12 protein-coding genes are annotated in these 16,766 nt (G+C 69.1%); 10 read left to right on the plus strand and 2 right to left on the minus strand.

What is annotated here, in order from left to right:
• Positions 1-64 precede the first annotated feature (64 nt).
• The 5 genes from AB0M24_RS06880 (at position 65) to AB0M24_RS06900 (ending at position 3,821) form a co-directional block, all read left to right on the plus strand.
• Positions 65-694, plus strand: a complete 630-nt coding sequence (locus AB0M24_RS06880) for a DUF4041 domain-containing protein (protein ID WP_363761976.1) — start codon at positions 65-67, stop codon at positions 692-694.
• 127 nt (positions 695-821) lie between these two features.
• Positions 822-1,553, plus strand: coding sequence for an ABC transporter ATP-binding protein (locus tag AB0M24_RS06885; protein WP_363761978.1), 732 nt, complete (start codon positions 822-824; stop codon positions 1,551-1,553).
• Positions 1,550-2,518: an ABC transporter permease subunit gene (locus AB0M24_RS06890; protein WP_363761980.1), complete on the plus strand. Its 969-nt coding sequence runs from the start codon at positions 1,550-1,552 to the stop codon at positions 2,516-2,518. Before AB0M24_RS06885 ends, AB0M24_RS06890 begins: the two co-directional genes overlap by 4 nt.
• A gap of 36 nt (positions 2,519-2,554) precedes the next feature.
• Positions 2,555-2,932, plus strand: a complete 378-nt coding sequence (locus AB0M24_RS06895; RefSeq protein ID WP_363761982.1) for a GntR family transcriptional regulator — start codon at positions 2,555-2,557, stop codon at positions 2,930-2,932.
• 19 nt (positions 2,933-2,951) lie between these two features.
• Positions 2,952-3,821, plus strand: a complete 870-nt coding sequence (locus AB0M24_RS06900) for an ABC transporter ATP-binding protein (RefSeq protein ID WP_363761984.1) — start codon at positions 2,952-2,954, stop codon at positions 3,819-3,821.
• Here the strand turns inward: AB0M24_RS06900 and AB0M24_RS06905 are convergent.
• Positions 3,815-5,350, minus strand: coding sequence for an NAD(P)/FAD-dependent oxidoreductase (locus AB0M24_RS06905; protein ID WP_363761986.1), 1,536 nt, complete (start codon positions 5,348-5,350; stop codon positions 3,815-3,817). The two genes, AB0M24_RS06900 and AB0M24_RS06905, sit on opposite strands and share 7 nt — an antisense overlap.
• A 273-nt stretch (positions 5,351-5,623) precedes the next feature.
• Here AB0M24_RS06905 and AB0M24_RS06910 point away from each other — a divergent pair, with 273 nt between their 5' ends.
• Complete coding sequence (locus AB0M24_RS06910) at positions 5,624-6,862, plus strand: ABC transporter substrate-binding protein (RefSeq protein WP_363761988.1); 1,239 nt, start codon at positions 5,624-5,626, stop codon at positions 6,860-6,862.
• Positions 6,863-6,941: 79 nt separating this feature from the next.
• Here AB0M24_RS06910 and AB0M24_RS06915 read toward each other — a convergent pair whose 3' ends face one another.
• A complete protein-coding gene (locus tag AB0M24_RS06915) occupies positions 6,942-9,275 on the minus strand; it encodes a Tex family protein (protein WP_363761990.1) in 2,334 nt (777 codons plus the stop codon).
• 48 nt (positions 9,276-9,323) lie between these two features.
• Between AB0M24_RS06915 and AB0M24_RS06920 the strand changes: the two genes are divergently transcribed.
• The 4 genes from AB0M24_RS06920 (at position 9,324) to AB0M24_RS06935 (ending at position 16,682) form a co-directional block, all read left to right on the plus strand.
• Positions 9,324-10,412, plus strand: a complete 1,089-nt coding sequence (locus AB0M24_RS06920) for an alkaline phosphatase family protein (protein WP_363761992.1) — start codon at positions 9,324-9,326, stop codon at positions 10,410-10,412.
• Between the two features lie 46 nt (positions 10,413-10,458).
• Positions 10,459-13,524: a BTAD domain-containing putative transcriptional regulator gene (locus AB0M24_RS06925; protein WP_363761994.1), complete on the plus strand. Its 3,066-nt coding sequence runs from the start codon at positions 10,459-10,461 to the stop codon at positions 13,522-13,524.
• Positions 13,515-14,378, plus strand: a complete 864-nt coding sequence (locus AB0M24_RS06930; protein ID WP_363763022.1) for a patatin-like phospholipase family protein — start codon at positions 13,515-13,517, stop codon at positions 14,376-14,378. The genes AB0M24_RS06925 and AB0M24_RS06930 overlap by 10 nt, the downstream gene beginning before the upstream one ends.
• A gap of 117 nt (positions 14,379-14,495) precedes the next feature.
• The gene (locus AB0M24_RS06935) at positions 14,496-16,682 is read left to right on the plus strand and encodes a hypothetical protein (RefSeq protein ID WP_363761996.1); all 2,187 of its coding nucleotides are present in this window, start codon (positions 14,496-14,498) and stop codon (positions 16,680-16,682) included.
• The last annotated feature ends 84 nt before the right edge of the window (positions 16,683-16,766 follow it).

Raw genomic sequence — 16,766 nt, forward strand, 5'->3', positions numbered from 1 at the left:
ACGACGGATACCTCCTTGCGATGGAACGGTCGTGGGCCTTTCGTCGCTGTTCGGGGAGGTAAGCATGCTCGGGCGCAAGAACCGCCGGATCACGGAGCTGGAGCGGGTAGTGGAAGGCCTGCAGGAGCTGCTCGCTCGAATCGGTGACGCCCGAACAGCGCAAACGCACGCGCTGGAGGAGGTCGACCGCGCCGGAGCCGAGCTGGTGGCGTTGCGCCACCGGATCAAGAACGCGCGCTCAGAGCTCCAGCCGTTGAAGGAAGAGCTGACGTTCCAACGGGCCGGCGTGTTCCGCACCGACGCCGCTTTGGACCACCAGGCTCAGCTCGACCTGATCCACAGCGAGATGAAGACGCTGATCAAGACCGGAGTCGCGATCGAAGGCGGCGGCGAGGTCACCTACAACGGGTCGGACGCCACCGGGCGCCGGCTCGTCGAGGACTGGTCGGCGCTGATGCTCCGCTCGTACAACTGCGAGGCCGAGAACTGCCTGCGCATGCTGCGAGCCGGTGGCCTGGACGCAGCCCGCAGGAGGCTCGATCGCGCGGCGTCGGCGATCGAACGGCTCAGCGGCACGTTCTCCCTCCGGATCTCGCCCCGCTACCAGGCTCTTCGGTCCTACGAGCTGGAGCTCACCGCCGACCACCTTCAGCGCAAGGCCGAGAGCCGCCGCACCCGCCGCATCGCCTCCTGACGTCTGGGGGCACTTTCTGTGCGTGCCTGAGGTCCTGCCGGCGTTCCCTGTGAGCGTTCGCGCAGGTGGATGACCCTTCACCACCCTTTCACTAGGTAACTAGTGAAAGGGTGGTACGGTGGCTCCCATGGGACTGAGGGAGCATCCGCCCGTCGTGGCGGAGAGCCTGGGGAAGAAGTACTCGCGGGGCTGGGCGTTGCGGGACTGCACGCTCCAGATTCCGCAGGGGAGGATCGTCGCGCTCGTCGGGCCGAACGGGGCCGGCAAGAGCACGCTGATGGGCATGATCACCGGACTGCTCCGGCCCACCGCGGGCCGGATCGAGGTGTTCGGCGACGTGCCGAACGGGCGTGGGATGCACGCCAAGGTCGCGTTCCTGACGCAGGCCAAGCCGCTGTATCCGCAGTTCACGGTCACCGAGACGTTGCACTACGGCCGCAACGCCAACCCGACGTGGGACCAGCGGTACGCCGAAGACCTGATCCGGAAGGCACAGGTCCCCACGCAAGCGAAGGTCGGCACCCTGTCGGGCGGCCAGCGCACGCGGGTCGCGCTGGCCCTCGCGCTCGGCAAGCGGCCCCGGCTGCTGATGCTCGACGAGCCGTTGGCGGACCTCGACCCGTTGGCGCGCGAGACCGTGCTGCAGACGCTGGTGGAGGAAAGCAGGGAACACGGCATCACCGTGCTGCTGTCGTCGCACGTGCTGGCGGAGCTGGAGAACGTGTGCGACCACCTGGTGCTGCTCACGAACGGGCGGGTGCGGCTCGCGGGTGACGTTCACGAGCTGTTGCGGGAGCACCCCCAGTCGAGCCTCAGCCAGCTCGCGTTGGCGCACATGCGCGAGGAGGTGGCGGCATGACCTGGATCGTGTGGCGTCAGCAGCGTCCTGTGTTGATCACGCTGGCCGTCGGGCTGGTGGTCGGGGCGGCGACGATTCTGCTGCTGCGGATGCTGATGATCAACGACATCAACGCCCGCAACCTGCTCGACTGCGTGGCCAAGGGCATCGACGCCTGTCAGGGCAGTGCGGTTCGCGAGTTCCAGAACAGCTGGTTCGACGTCATGCACGTGGCGCTGGCCGGGATGCTGGTCCTGCCGCTGCTGGTCGGCCTCTTCGTGGGCGCGCCGCTGTTCGCGCGGGAGTACGAGCAGGGCACGCACACGCTGGCGTTCACGCAGTCGGTGAGCCGGACCCGGTGGATGGTGACCAAGTTCGTCGTCGCGGGCCTGCCGGCGCTGGTCGCGGTCGGGGTGGCGCAGGTCGTCGTGCGGAGCTGGCTGCTGGCGGCGGGGAAGCTGGGGCCGTTCGCGGCGGGGCCGTTCTACCTCACGAACTTCGAGGGCAGCGGCGTGTCGCCGATCGCGTACACGGTGTTCGCCTACACGCTCGGCATGTTCGCGGGCGCGTTGTTCCGGCGGACGCTGGTGGCGATGACGTTGACGCTCGTCATCTTCGTCGCGGCGCGGTTCGTGCTCAACGGCGTGCGGCGCCTCATGCTCACGCCGACGCGCGTCGTGTACGACGACCCGATCGACTACAGGATCGAGCGGGGGCCGCTGTACGTCGACGGCGGCTACCTGACCCCCTCTGGTGCCGAGGTGGATCCCGCGTCGGTCTCGGGGAAGCTGAACTGCGCCGGGCGCTCGTACAACACGGGCGATCTGGTCGCGTGCTACCGCGAGCACGGTCTGGTGAAGGCGTACGTCGACCAGATCCCGGTCAACCAGGTGATGACGCTGCACCTGGTGGAGGCGTCGATCTTCGCCGGGGCGGCGGTGCTGTTCGTGCTGGGCTCGGTGTGGGCCGTGCGCAGGCAGGTATGACCTGGAGTGGACGGGTGGACACCTATGCTGAGCGGCGTGATCGAGTTTCGCATCGATCGGCACTCCGGGGTGTCCACCTATCTCCAGATCGCCGCACAGGTCAAGCAGGCCATGCGGATGGGGTTGCTGGGGCCCGGGGACAAGCTGCCGACGGCACGGGAGGTGGTGGAGGCCACCAGGGTCAACCCCAACACCGTGCTGAAGGCGTACCGCGAGCTCGAGCACGAAGGTCTCGTCGAAGGCAGGCGGGGGATGGGCACGTTCATCACGGCCTCGCTCGCGACGGAGGCCACGCGCGCCGACGCGCCGTTGCGGCAGGACCTCGACCAGTGGATGGGCCGCGCGGTGGGCGAGGGGTTGTCGGTGGACGAGGTCGACGCGATCTACACGGACGTGCGGTCCGCGCATTACTAGAGTCCATTGTGGAGTGTGGATGAACGACAGTCCGGTGCGCGCTGAGGGCGTCGCCAAGCACTTCGGCCGCCTGCGCGCGCTCGACGACTGCACGTTCGAACTGCCGGAGGGCAGCGTCACCGGGCTGGTCGGGCCGAACGGGGCGGGCAAGTCGACGTTGCTGTCGCTGATCGCGGGACTCGCGCAGCCGACGCACGGCTCGGTGAGCGTGCACGGGACGCCGGTGCGCGGGCGGATGCACCCGGACGTGTCGCTGCTGACCCAGAAACGGCCGTTGTACGAGCAGTTCACCGTGCGCGAGGTGATGCGCGCGGGTGCGGCGATGAACGACCGGTGGTCGGCTGAGCGCGCGTTCGAGGTGCTGGATCTCCTTGCGGGCGTGGACAAGGACGCCAAGGTGCGCACGTTGTCCGCCGGCGCGCGCACGCAGGTCTCGATCGCGTTCGCGTTGGGACGGCTGCCGAAGGTGTTGCTCCTCGACGAGCCGTTGGCGGACCTCGACCCGTTGGCGCGCGACGAGACGTTGCGGATCGTCATGACCGACGTCGCCGAGCGGGGCACGACGGTGCTGCTGTCATCGCACCTGCTGACCGACCTCGGTGACGTGTGCGACCACCTGCTGCTGCTCGACGAAGGCCGCGTGCAGGTGGCCGGGGACATCGAGGAGATCCTGGAGGACCATCAGGTTCTGGTCGGGCCGGCCGAGGCGTTGCTGGAGACGGACGGCGTGGTGGTCGACTCCTCGCGCACGCCGCGGCAGATGACCGCGATGGTGCGGGGCGGGTCGGTGCATTCCGGCTGGGAGAGCACGCGTCCGGATCTGGAGGGCCTGGTGATGGGCTACCTGCGGGCGTCACGCACCCGCAGGCTCGCGCGCCAGAGTCAGTAGATCGCCTTGTGCAGGCCCTGGATCAGGGTCTTGTACAGCTCGCCCGCCGCACCCCACCGCGTGAGCGCCGCCCGTGCCGCGTTCGCTCCTGCCGCGCCGTGCACGCCACCGCCCGGCCACGCGGAGGAACCGGCCAGGTAGAGGCGGTCGAACGGGGTGTCCGCGCGGCCGAGACCGGGGACGGGCCGGAAGACCAGCTGCTGGTGGATCGCGCTCGTGCCGCCGTTGACCGAGCCGATCTCCTGCGGGCCGAGAACGCTTCGCCGCAGGATGCGGGACCGGAAGCCGGGCGCGCGTTCCTCGATCATCAGTTCCAGGCGGTCGGCGCGCCGCTTCAGACGCTCCGCGGTCCAGTTGCCGCCCAGCGGTACGTGCGTGTACGCCCACGCGGCTTCGGTGCCGGCGGGGGAGCGTGACGGGTCGGTCGTCGTCATCTGACCCATGACCATGAACGGGTTGCGCGGCACCTTGCCGCACGCGAGCTCGTGGGCGACCGTGGCCAGGCCGTTGACGTCGCCGCCGAGGTGGATCGTGCCTGCCTGCGCGGCTTCCGGGTTGGTCCACGGGATCGGGCCGGACAACGCCCAGTCGACCTTGATCGTGTCGCCGTCCCACTGGAACCGCTTCAGGTCCTCGGCCAGCCGCGACGGCAGACCTTCCTCGCCGATCAGGTCCAGGTAGAGGTTCGGTGCGGGGATGTCGGCCAGTACGGCCCGGCGTGCGCGCACTGTCGAACCATCTGCCAGACGCACACCCACGGCGACACCGCGCGCGTGCAGAACAGACGTCACCCGCGCGCCCGTTTCGATGCGGCCGCCGTAGCGACGTACGAGAGAAGCCGTGAGCTCACCAGCTCCGCCCCGAGGCACCGGGTTGCCGACCTCCTGCGCGAGCATCGCCAGCAACCAGCCGAAACCCGCGCCACCGGCCTGGTCCGGGCCGAGGTCCGTGTGCATCGTGTTGCCCGCCAACAACACACGAGCGCCCTCGCCCTCGAAGAGCTCCTCGCCCAGACGCCGCACCGGCAGCGTCAACAGGCGCGTGAGCCTCAACGCGTCACCAACGCCTGCCTTCAAGAGAGACAGACCGCCACGCACCGGTGGGAACGGACGCAACAACGAGTTCAGCACGGCGTCACGTACGGACAACCAGCGCGTGTATTCGGACTGCCAGCGATCGGCGTCGCCGTGACTGAACGTACCCACGGATTTCGCGGTTGCCTCGACCTCACGAGAGAGGAGAGCCACGCGATCGTCCGGCAGCACGTGAGCGAGCACGGCCGGTGCGTGCTGCCACTGCACGTCGAGGTTCAACGCACTGAGGACGGGTGAACCGAGGCCGAGGGGGTAGAACGCGCTGTAGACGTCGTTCGTGAAGCCGGGCGCGGTGATCTCGGCGGAGGCGACTGCGCCACCTGGCGTGTCACGTTGCTCCAGAACGAGCACGTCCCAGCCCGCGTCCGCCAGCAGAGCCGCCGCGACCAGGCCGTTCGGGCCTGAACCGATGACGACCGCGTCCACCTCAGTCACGCGCGCCTCCAGAAAATGCCGTGTGTCTGGCCACTTTTTCAGATCTTGACGCGCCTGGGTGCCCCGTCTGGACGTATCCGATTGTGATGGACGACGCCGTATCTCATTTCGTTCGGCACCGAAGAGCTAGCACACTCCGTAGTCGAGCGGTAGTCACATGAACCTTACGTTCCTGTGTTCCGTACCACATAGAGAGGCATTATGTGACGCCTCAACGAATACTGAGCTACCGCTTAGTATGTTCGCCGCTGATCTTCCGACAAGGACTGCTGCATGCCCTTCCGCCGCCGTGTACTGCCCCCTGCTTTAGCGCTCGCCGTCCTCGTGGCCGGCTGTGGCGCGAAGGAGGATGAGAAACCCCAGGTCAAGACCGGTCCGGGCGTAACGGCTGACACGATCTCGCTCGGGATCCTCACGGACATGACAGGTCCCTTCAAGGCGTCCGCGATGACGCGCATGAAGGGCTACGAGCTGTACCTGAAGCAGATCAACGACCGCGGGGGCATCTGCGGTCGCAAGGTCGAGCTCAAGCTCAAGGACCACGCGTACGACGTGCAGAAGGCGCTCGACGCGTACTTCGACCTGGAACCGCAGGTCCTGGGCCTGCTGGAGTTGGCGGGCACGCCGATGACCGCGGCCATCGAGCCCGACATCATGCAGACCCGCACGCTCACCGCGCCCGCGTCGTGGGCCGCGTCGCTGCTCGGCAACCCGCACATGATGATCGTGGGCACGACCTACGACCTCGACGTCATCAACGGACTTGATCACTACAAGCGTCGCGGCGTGATCAAAGAGGGCGACACGATCGGTCACATCTACGTCCAGGGCAGCTACGGCGACAACGCCGTGGAGGGCAGCCGGTTCGTCGGGCAGCAGTGGAACATGAAGATCGCCGAGCAGCCGATCGACGAGATCAGGGCCGACCTGTCGCAGCAGGTCGCGTCGCTGAAGGCACAGGGCGCCAAGGCGATCGTGCTGAGCACCGCGCCCGCCCAGACCGCGGCCGCCGTGGGTGTCGCCGCGGCGTTGAAGTGGGACGTGCCGTTCATGGTCAACGTCGTGGGCTACGACCCGGCACTGCTGGAGTCGCCGGTCGCCGCCGCCGTGGAGAAGCAGGTCTCCGTGGTGACGTCCGTGGCGCCGTTCACCGGCTCCCAGCCCGGCCCGCGCGAGGTGGCGGCGGCGTTCAGCAAGAACTACCCGAACGACAAGCCCGCGCTGTACGTCGACCACGGCTACACGGTCGCGAAGGTCTTCCTGTCGGTGGTGGAGAAGGCCTGCAGGAACGGCGACCTCACGCGCGACGGCGTGCTGAAGGCGTTCCACGACACCAACGGCCTGGACACCAAGGGGCTGACCGGCACGCTGCACTACTCGCTGGTCGGACGACCCTCGTCCACGCAGTCGTACATCACCAAGGTCGACAAGTCGGCGCCCGGTGGTCTGACGACCGTCGAGGAGCTGTTCGAGTCGGAGCTGGTGAAGGCCAAGGGCACCCGCGCGAAGTAGGTTCCGGGCGAAGTAGGCACTGACGAGAGAGGCCCCTTTCCACAGTCGGAAAGGGGCCTCTTCCTCGTCGGTTCTCCGCCTACTTGCCGAAGCCCGCCTTGCGGAGCGCGTCCGCCATCGAGCCGTTCGCGGGCGGGGGCGAGTTGCGCTGCTGCCCGCCACCGCGCTGCTGGCCGCCACGCTGCTGCGGACGCCCGCCGCGGTCACGCCCGCCGCCACCGCCGCCCTGCTGCTTCGGAGCGGGCTTGCCCGGCTCGTCGGTCAGGCGCAGCGTCAGGCCGATGCGCTTGCGGGCCTCGTCGACCTCCAGCACCTTCACCCGCACCACGTCGCCGGACTTCACGACGTCGCGCGGGTCCTTCACGTAGGTGTTGGACAGGGCCGAGATGTGCACGAGGCCGTCCTGGTGCACGCCGATGTCCACGAACGCGCCGAACGCGGCCACGTTCGTCACGACGCCCTCCAGCACCATGCCGGGCTTGAGGTCGGCGATCTTCTCGACGCCGTCGGCGAAGGTCGCGGTCTTGAAGGCCGGGCGCGGGTCGCGGCCGGGCTTCTCGAGCTCGCGCAGGATGTCCGTGACGGTCGGCAGACCGAACTGGTCGTCGACGAACTGCTCCGGCCGGACCTTCGTCAGCACCGCGGTGTTGCCGATCAGCTCGGCACCGGCCGACTCCTGGATGCGACGCACCACCGGGTACGCCTCGGGGTGCACCGAGGAAGCGTCCAGCGGCTCGTCACCGCCGCGGATCTTGAGGAAGCCCGCGCACTGCTCGAACGCCTTCGGGCCGAGCCGCGCGACCTCCATCAGGGCCTTGCGGGTCTTGAACGGACCGTTCGCGTCGCGGTGCAGCACGATGTTCTCCGCGAGACCGGCGGTGATGCCGGAGACGCGGGTCAGCAGCGGCACCGACGCCGTGTTCAGGTCGACGCCGACCGCGTTCACGCAGTCCTCGACCACCGCGTCCAAAGAACGCGACAGCTTCGCCTCGGCCAGGTCGTGCTGGTACTGGCCGACACCGATGGACTTCGGGTCGATCTTCACCAGCTCGGCCAGCGGGTCCTGCAGACGGCGGGCGATCGAGACCGCGCCGCGGATCGACACGTCCAGGCCAGGCAGCTCGGACGACGCGTAGGCGGACGCCGAGTAGACCGACGCGCCCGCCTCCGAGACGACGATCTTGGTGAGCTTCAGCTCCGGGTGGCGCTTGATCAGGTCGGCGGCCAGCTTGTCGGTCTCGCGCGACGCCGTGCCGTTGCCGATCGCGATCAGGTCGACGTTGTGCTGCTTGGCCAGCACCGCGAGCTTGGCGATCGACTCGTCCCAGCGGTTCGCGGGCACGTGCGGCTGGATGACGCCGTGCGCGACGACCTTGCCGGTGGCGTCGACGACCGCGACCTTCACGCCGGTGCGGTAGCCGGGGTCGAGACCCATCGTGGCGCGCGTGCCGGCCGGGGCGGCCAGCAGCAGGTCGCGCAGGTTCGACGCGAAGACGCGAACGGCCTCGTCCTCGGCGAACGAGCGCAGGCGCGCGCGCAGGTCGATGCCCAGGTGCACGAGGATCCGCGTCCGCCAGGCCCAGCGCACGGTGTCGGTGAGCCACTTGTCGCCGGGGCGGCCGCGGTCGTCGATGCCGAAACGGGAGGCGATGCGGACCTCGAACGTCGACGGACCCTCCTCGCGAGGCTCCTCCGGCTCCAGGACGAGGTCGAGGACCTCCTCCTTCTCGCCGCGGAACAGCGCCAGGATGCGGTGCGACGGGAGCTTCGCGAACGGCTCGTCGAACTCGAAGTAGTCCGCGAACTTGGCGCCCTCGGTCTCCTTGCCCTCGCGGACCTTGGAGACGACGCGGCCGCGCGTCCACATCTGCTCGCGCAGGTCGCCGATCAGGTCGCCGTCCTCGCCGAACCGCTCGACCAGGATGGCCCGCGCGCCCTGCAGAGCGGCCGCGACGTCCGCGACCTCCTTGGCGGGGTCGACGTACTGAGCGGCTTCTTCCTGCGGGTTCAGGCCGGGGTCGCCCAGCAGCGCGTCGGCGAGCGGTTCGAGACCGGCTTCCTTCGCGATCTGGGCCTTGGTGCGGCGCTTCTGCTTGTAGGGCAGGTAGAGGTCCTCGAGCCGCGCCTTCGAGTCGGCGGCGAGGATCTGCGCCTCGAGGGCGTCGTTGAGCTTGCCCTGCTCGCGGATCGAGTTGAGGACGGCCGCGCGGCGCTCTTCCAGTTCGCGCAGGTAGCCGAGGCGTTCCTCGAGCGTGCGCAGCTGGGCGTCGTCGAGACCGCCGGTCGCCTCCTTGCGGTACCGGGCGACGAACGGGACGGTCGCGCCACCGTCGAGCAGCTCGACAGCAGAGCTGACCTGGCCGCTGGCCACGCCGAGCTCGTCAGCGATCTTCTGGTGGATGAGCGTTGTCACAGCGCGCCATTCTGCCCGCTGTCCGATTCGACGTGGCACGGTGTCCAGGTGACCATCGCCGAGGTCGTCCCCTCACTGCTCTCCGGCCTGGACGTTCCGGGTGCGGACAACACGCTCGACCTGCCGTCCGCCCGGCGTGTCGTGCTGCTGCTCGTCGACGGGCTGGGGCACGAACTGCTGCGCTCGCACGCCGAGCACGCGCCGTTCCTCGCCGGTCTGGGCGGCCGGGACGTCGACGCGGGCTTCCCGTCGACCACCGCGACCAGCCTGGCCTCGATCGGCACCGGGCTGCTGGCGGGCGAGCACGGCATCGTCGGGGTCTCGTTCTCGGTCGGGGACGAGGTGCTCAACGCGCTGACCTGGACGCGGGCCGGTGATCGCCACCACGACCTGCGCAAGACGCTCGTGCCCGAGGTCGTCCAGCCGCACCCGACGCTGTTCGAACGCGCCGCGGCGGCGGGGGTGGCGGTCAGCACGGTCGCCCCGCTGACCCAGCGCACCAGCGGGCTGACCAGGGCCGTGCTGCGCGGGTCGTGGTTCCGGGGCGCGGCCGGGTTCGGCGACCTCGCGCTGGGCGCGGTCGCCGCCGTCCAGCAGGACCGCTCGTTCTGCTACGCCTACCACGCGGATCTCGACATGATCGGGCACATCTACGGGCCCGGCTCCGACGAATGGCTGCTGCAGCTGGAGTTCGTGGACGCGCTGGCCGCCCGCATCGCGTCCCGGATGCCGGCGGACTCGCTTCTCGTGGTGACGGCGGACCACGGCATGATCACCGCGGACGACCGGATCGACTTCGACACCGAACCCTTGTTGTGGCAGGGAGTCCGGACGATCACCGGTGAACCGCGGGTGCGTTATCTGCACACCGAAAGTGATGAGGTGCTCTCGGTTTGGCGCGATTTCCTCGGTGATCGCGCGGATGTGGTCCGGCGTGAGGAAGCTGTGGAGCTGGGCTGGTTCGGCCCGGTCAGCCCGCTGGCGCTCGACCGCATCGGAAATGTTGTCGTGGCAATGAAAAACTCGGCGGTGGTCGTTCGCGGCCAGGCGGAACCCGTTTTCAGTGCGATGAACGGGTTCCACGGGTCTCGAACGAGACAGGAATTGGCGATTCCACTGCTGGTGCACGCCTCCTGAGGTCTCAAATGGGCGGTCGCGGGCATTCCGTCGTTATCTTCTGACCGTGACGGAAATCCGGCTGCTCGGACCTCTGGAGGTGCTCGCGGGCAGCGGCGAGCGGGTGCGGATCGGCAGCACGCGGGACCAGAAGGTGCTGGCGGCGCTGGCGCTCGCGTCCGGGCGGCTGGTCGGTCTCGACCACCTGGTGGCCGTCGCGTGGGACGTCGATCCTCCTTCCACGGCACGGCATCAGGTGCAGAAGTCGATCGCGTCGCTGCGAGCGGTGCTCGGTTCGCCGGTGATCGTCACGGACGGCACGGCCTATCGGGTCGTGGCCTTCACGGACGTCGCGGCTTTTGAAGATCGGGTGCGGTCGGCTGCCGCGCTCGAGCCCGCGCAGTCGGCCGCGATCCTGCGGATGGCGCTGGAACTGTGGCGTGGACCGGCGTTGTCCGGGCTGGTGAGCTCGGAGCTGCGGGTCGACGCCGACCGGTGGAACGAGCGGCGGATCTCGGCCACCGAGCAGTGTTGTGCGCTGGAGCTGGGGCTGGGGCGGCATCGCGAGCTGGTGCCGGAGCTGACGGCTCTCGTGGCCGAGCACCCGTTCCGCGAGGGGCTCGTGGCGTTGCTGATGACCGCGCTGTACCGGTCTGATCGGCAGGCCGACGCGTTGGAGCTGTACCGGGTCACGCATCGGCGGCTCGTCGACGAGCTGGGGGTGGAGCCGGGTCCGGTGCTGCGCGAGGCGCACGACGCGGTGCTGGCGCAGGACGACGGTGTGGTCGTCTCCTCCGTGGTTCCGCGGCAGTTGCCCGCCGATCTGGTGCGGTTCACCGGGCGTTCCGAGCATCTGGACTCGTTGGACGCGTTGCTGGAATCCAGTTCGACAGTGGTGATCACGTCGATCGCTGGTGTGGCGGGCGTGGGGAAGACCGCGTTGGCCGTGCACTGGGCACATCGGGTCAGCGAGTCCTTTCCGGACGGTCAGCTGTACGTGAACCTGCGGGGGTTCGACGACGCGCCGCCGATCACGCCTTCCGAGGCGCTGACGGGGTTTCTGCGGTCGTTGGGCGTCACGCAGGTGCCCGGCGACGAGCTGGAGCTGGCCGCGCTGTACAGGTCGGCGCTGGCGCGCAAGCGGGTGCTCGTGCTGCTCGACAACGCCGTGTCCGAGGACCAGGTGCGGCCGTTGCTGCCCGGCAGTGCGGGGTGCGTGGTCGTGGTGACCAGCCGCAACGACCTGCGCGGGCTGATGGCCGTCGACGACGCGCACCGGCTGGAGCTGGACGTTCTGACGCCTGGTGAGTCGGCAGCGCTGATCGGCCGGATGCTGGGTCCCGCGCGGGCGTCGGCCGAACCGGACGCCGTGGCGGCGCTGGCCCGGTTGTGCGGGCATCTGCCGCTGGCGTTGCGGGTGGCGGCGGCGAACCTGGCCGCGTCGCGGGACCGCGTGGCCGATGCCGTGGCGGCGCTGGAGGGCGACGACAGGCTGTCTCTGTTGTCGATCCGCGGCGACCAGCGCGGCGTGGTGTCGGCGGCCTTCGAGCTTTCGTACCGCGAGCTCGCTGACGGGCCCGCGCGGCTTTTCCGGTTGCTGGGTTTGTTGCCGCGCAACGACTTCACCGTGCACGCGGCGGCCGCGCTGCTGGGCGAGTCGCCGGCGGTCGCCGGGTCGTGCGTGGCGGCGTTGGAGATCGTGAACCTGGTCGAGCCGCACACCGCCGGGCGCTATCGGCTGCACGACCTGCTGCACCTCTACGCCCGCGGGCTCGGGGCGGACACCGCGGCGAAGCAACGGATGTTCGACTTCTACGTGCTCACCGCCGACGCGGCTCTGGACCTGCTGATGCCGCGCATGCTGCACGCCGAGCGCCCGTCGCGGTCGGTCGAGGTGCCGCCGTTCGCGGACCAGGCGGCCGCACTGTCCTGGTTGGACAGTGAGCGGGATGCCATGGTGGCGCTGGCGTTGACCGGCTGCTGGCACATGGCGGACGCGCTGCGCCGCTACCTCTGGATGCGCAGCGACCACGAGACGGCTCGCGCGGTGTCCTCCGCCGCGCTGCGGCACGCCGAGGCCGAAGGCGATCTGGTCGGTCAGGCGACGATGGAGTCCGCGATCGGCACCGCGCTGATGGGATCGGACGCGGGGGCGGGAGCGGAGCACTTCACCCGTGCGGCCGCCTTGTTCCGCTCGGCCGGTGACCTTGTGGGCGCGCACCGGGCGTTGCACAACCTGGGCGCGTGCCACGTCGTGCAGGGGTATCCGGTGAAGGCCCTGGAGGTCTACCGCGAGGCGTCCGCGCACCAGGTGGGAGCCTCGGACACCGCGCTGATGATGGTGACGGTGGGCCCGGCGATCGTCGCGACCGGTGACCTGCACGAGGCGATGGCGACCTACGACAAGGCCATCAAGCTCCTGCCCGACGACATCCCTGCGCTCGGCTGGACGGGCGAGGTGGCGCTGGCCCTCGGTGACGTGCCGCGGGCCCGCGACCTGATCGCCCGCGCGGCGGCCGGCGCGGCGGGCGTGCCGCACTGGGAGCTGTGCGTGCTGCACGACGAATCGTTGCTGCACCTGGACACGGGCGCGTCGGCCGAGGCTCTCGCCGTGGCGACCCGGCTGCGCGACAAGGCCATCCACACGTCCGCGAACTCGCACTACCTGCTGCGCGCACTCGACGTCATCGGCAACGTGCACCGCCACGTGGGCCGGCACGACCTGGCGATCACGACGCTGACCCGTGCGGTGTCCGTGGCCGTGGACCGTTCGATGGCCTATCAGGAGGCGTGGCTGCGGGTGTCGCTCGCCCGTGCCTTCCTAGCTGCGGGAGACGTGCTGGAGGCCGCCCGGCACGCGCACCTGGCGTTGGAACTGGCTGTCTCGCGCGGCTTCCGGGTGATCCACGCCCGCGCTTCGACGACTTTGTCCGTGCTGGGCCAGAAGTCGCTGCTCTCGGAAGCGCTGGAGATCGCGTTGTCGACGGGGCATGCCCTGGCGCAGGCCGAGGCGTGGTTCCTGATGGGCTCACGTGCTCGTGCCGCCGAGATCTTCCAGCGCTGCACGGGTTCGGCGCTGCACGCTCCTGCCGGCGTGCTGACGCTCGAGCCTTCTTGTACGTTCTGCTCGTGATCTCATTGCCCGGACCTGTCGCTTTCGTGCTCGGCGGCGGAGGAAGTCTCGGCGCCTCGCAGGTGGGCATGCTGCGCGCGTTGCAGGAACACGGCGTGCGCCCGGACCTCGTCGTCGGCACGTCCGTAGGGTCGGTGAACGGCTCGTTGCTGGCGCTGGACCCGGAGAAGGCGGCGTCGCGGCTGGCCGTGCTGTGGGAGGGCATGACCAGGCAGCGCGTGTTCCCCGGCGGCCCGATCGCGCAGCTCCGGTCGTTGCGGACTCACAAGACCTACCTGTTTCCCAACGCGGGCCTCGCCGACGTGCTGGAAGAGGGTCTGGACGGGTGTTCGTCGTTCGATTCCTTGACGCTGCCTTTCGGCGCGGTGTCGGTGGACTGCGTGACGGGTGAGGCCGTCAACATCACGTCCGGCTCGTTGGTCCCGGCGATCCTGGCCAGCGCGGCGATTCCCGGCATCTACCCGCCCGTGCGCATCGACGACCGCGTGCTCTACGACGGCGGCGTGCTCGCCAACGTGCCGATCCGGCAGGCGCTGGCGATGGGCGCGCAGTCGTTGGTGGTGCTGGACTGCGCGTTCCCGGGCCACCTGCCGACGGTGCCGGAGACGCTGGCCGAGACGCTGCTGTTCTGGGCGACCCTGGGCATGCGCAACCAGGCGGTGCTGGAGGTGGAGCTCGCCTCACGTGATGTGCCGGTGCTGTACCTGCCGGGGCCGCCGGTGCAGGCCGTGACGCCGCTGGACTTCTCGCACACCGCGGAGCTGGTCGAGGCCTCGTACGTGGCTTCGGCGGCGTTCCTGACGTCGGTGGAGATCGCGGGCGCCGGCCTCTACGGCCACCCGTCCCACGGCTGATCGGGTGAACGTCCGGTGACGGGCTAACAGCGGACGGGCCTGTTCGGACGTACTTCACACACCTGAACAAGTGAGATCGCGCCATCACCTCGCGGTCGCGTCCTTGGAGTGCGCGACATGACGTCAGCCGAGCAGGAGCTGCTCGAGGAGATGAAGCCGGGCGCGAGAGTCGAGTTCCGCGGCGGCGGCAGGGAAATCGGAGCGGGTTTCCTGGCCCGGCAACTGATGCGCGGTGAAGGCGACAGGCCGCGAACGCTTTGGCTGTTCGAGGTGACCGTGGTGGGCAAGCTGGACCTGGAGGCCGGTGAGGTCGGGTTCCCGGTGGAGTTCGAGGGCTGCTCCTTCGACGACGTGCCCAACGTCGAACAGGCGGAGCTGGCGGGTCTGTACTTCGTGAACTGCCGGCTGCCCGGCCTGAGCGCGTCGCAAGCGCGGTTTCGGGACGGCCTGGCGTTGAACGACTGCCAGGTGAAGGGACGCGTCGAGCTCACCGGCGCACATGTGTCAGGGCAGCTGGACATGAAGGACTGCCTGATCGAAGGGCCGCCCGACGGCGCCCTGAAGGCGGACGGGTTGCGGGTGGACCTGGACTTCCACTGCACGGGCGAGTTCCGGGTGACCGGTCTGACGCACATGATCGGCGCGCACATCGGCGGCGAGTTCGTCTGCGACGGCGCCACCTTCCGCAACCCCGGCGAGGACAGTGCTCTGGAACTGGGTGGCCTCGTCGTGGAGGAGCACGTCTTCTGGCGCAAGGGGTTCACGGTCGAGGGTGTGGTGGGCCTGAGCGGTGCGACGATCGCTGGACGGCTGATCTGCCACGGCGCCCGCTTCCTCGGCTCCGAAGGCAAAGCGCTCGTCGCGATCGGGATGACGGTCCGGCAGGAGGTGGAGTTCTCAGAGGGGTGCGAGGTGACCGGTGAGCTGAGCCTCGTCGGGTGCCGGTTCGGCGGCTGGGTGAAGCTCACCGGTGGCGAGTTCTCGAACCCCGATGGTGTGGCGATCAACCTCACCCGCTCGGTGACATCGCTGAACCTGGTGCTGCGCTACAAGACCGTCGTGCGCGGTGAGCTTCGCCTGGCCGGCGCTGTGGTCAACGGCCTGGTGGGCGCGCAAGGCGCCCACCTCAAGAACGAGAAGGGCGTGGCGTTCAACGCCACCGGGTTGAAGGTGCGCGGCGACCTCAGCCTGTCGGTCCGGAAGAAGAAGTGGTTCCACGCACACGGTCAGGTCGTGCTGAGCGGTGCGCAGATCGGTGGCGACCTCGACTGCACGGGCGGGCGGTTCGAGAGCGACGTGGCGGAGGCGTTGATCGCTCGAGGTGTCCACGTGGCCCGGGACGCCAAGCTCTGCAAGCCCTTCGTCGCCCACGGACACGTCGATCTCGCCGGTGCGCAGATCGACGGCAAGCTCGACTTCACCGGCGCCAGGCTGAAGCACGACGACGTCGCGGTGCGGTGCGACCGAGTTCAGGTCGGCCACGCCGTGCGGTTCGACAAGGTGCGGGCGGACGGCTGCGTCAGGATGTGCGACGCCAGGGTCGGTTCCGAGATCACGTTCCACAAGGCCCGGTTGCGCGGAACGCCGTCGCTCAAGCTCAAGGGAACGCAGGTCCGCGGTGCTCTGCGGCTGGAGTTCGCCAAGCCGCCCGTGGGACTGCTGGATCTGCGTCAGGTGCGGGCGGGGTCGTTCGGCGACAGCGAGACCGACTGGTCGGAGGGGAGCATGCTCGATGGGTTCGTTTACGGCGAGCTGCGGGACAAGTCGATGGAGTTGGACAAACGGCTGAAGTGGCTGCGCGACGTGCACGCCTACGTGCCGCAGGTCTACCTGCAGCTCGCGGCCACCTATGCGACCGCCGGTCAGCACGACGAGGCGACCGATGTGCTGATGGCCAAGGAAGACGTGCGGCGCCGGTCCCTCGACGGGGGAGTGCTCGGCAGGTTCTACCGGATGGTGTGGTGGGTGCTCAGCCCGACCGTGGGGTACGGGTACCGGCCGCTTCGGATCCTGTGGTGGCTCGGCGGTCTCGTGCTCCTGGGCGGTGGGTGGATCTTCCGCGTGCTCGGCCACGAACCCGGCAACTTCGCCAAGATGAGGGGCGAGGTGCAACCCGACTGGTTCGACCCGTGGCTGTACACGATCGATCTTCTCCTGCCGGTCGTGAGCCTGAACCACAGTCAGCTCTGGGCGCCGCTCGGTGCGGCCAAGTGGTTCTCGCTCGCCTTCACGCTGCTGGGGTGGGTGCTCGCCATCTGCCTGGTCACCGGGCTGGGTCGGCTGTTCAAGCGGGATGAGCGTTAGACATCGGCTCATTTGGAGCCTTTTTCGATTCAGTTGGTCGTGTAACTAGGTCATACCTCCGAGGACCTATTGAATTCCGGCCGC

It is taken from the genome of Lentzea sp. NPDC051838, assembly GCF_040681245.1.
GTDB lineage: Bacteria > Actinomycetota > Actinomycetes > Mycobacteriales > Pseudonocardiaceae > Lentzea.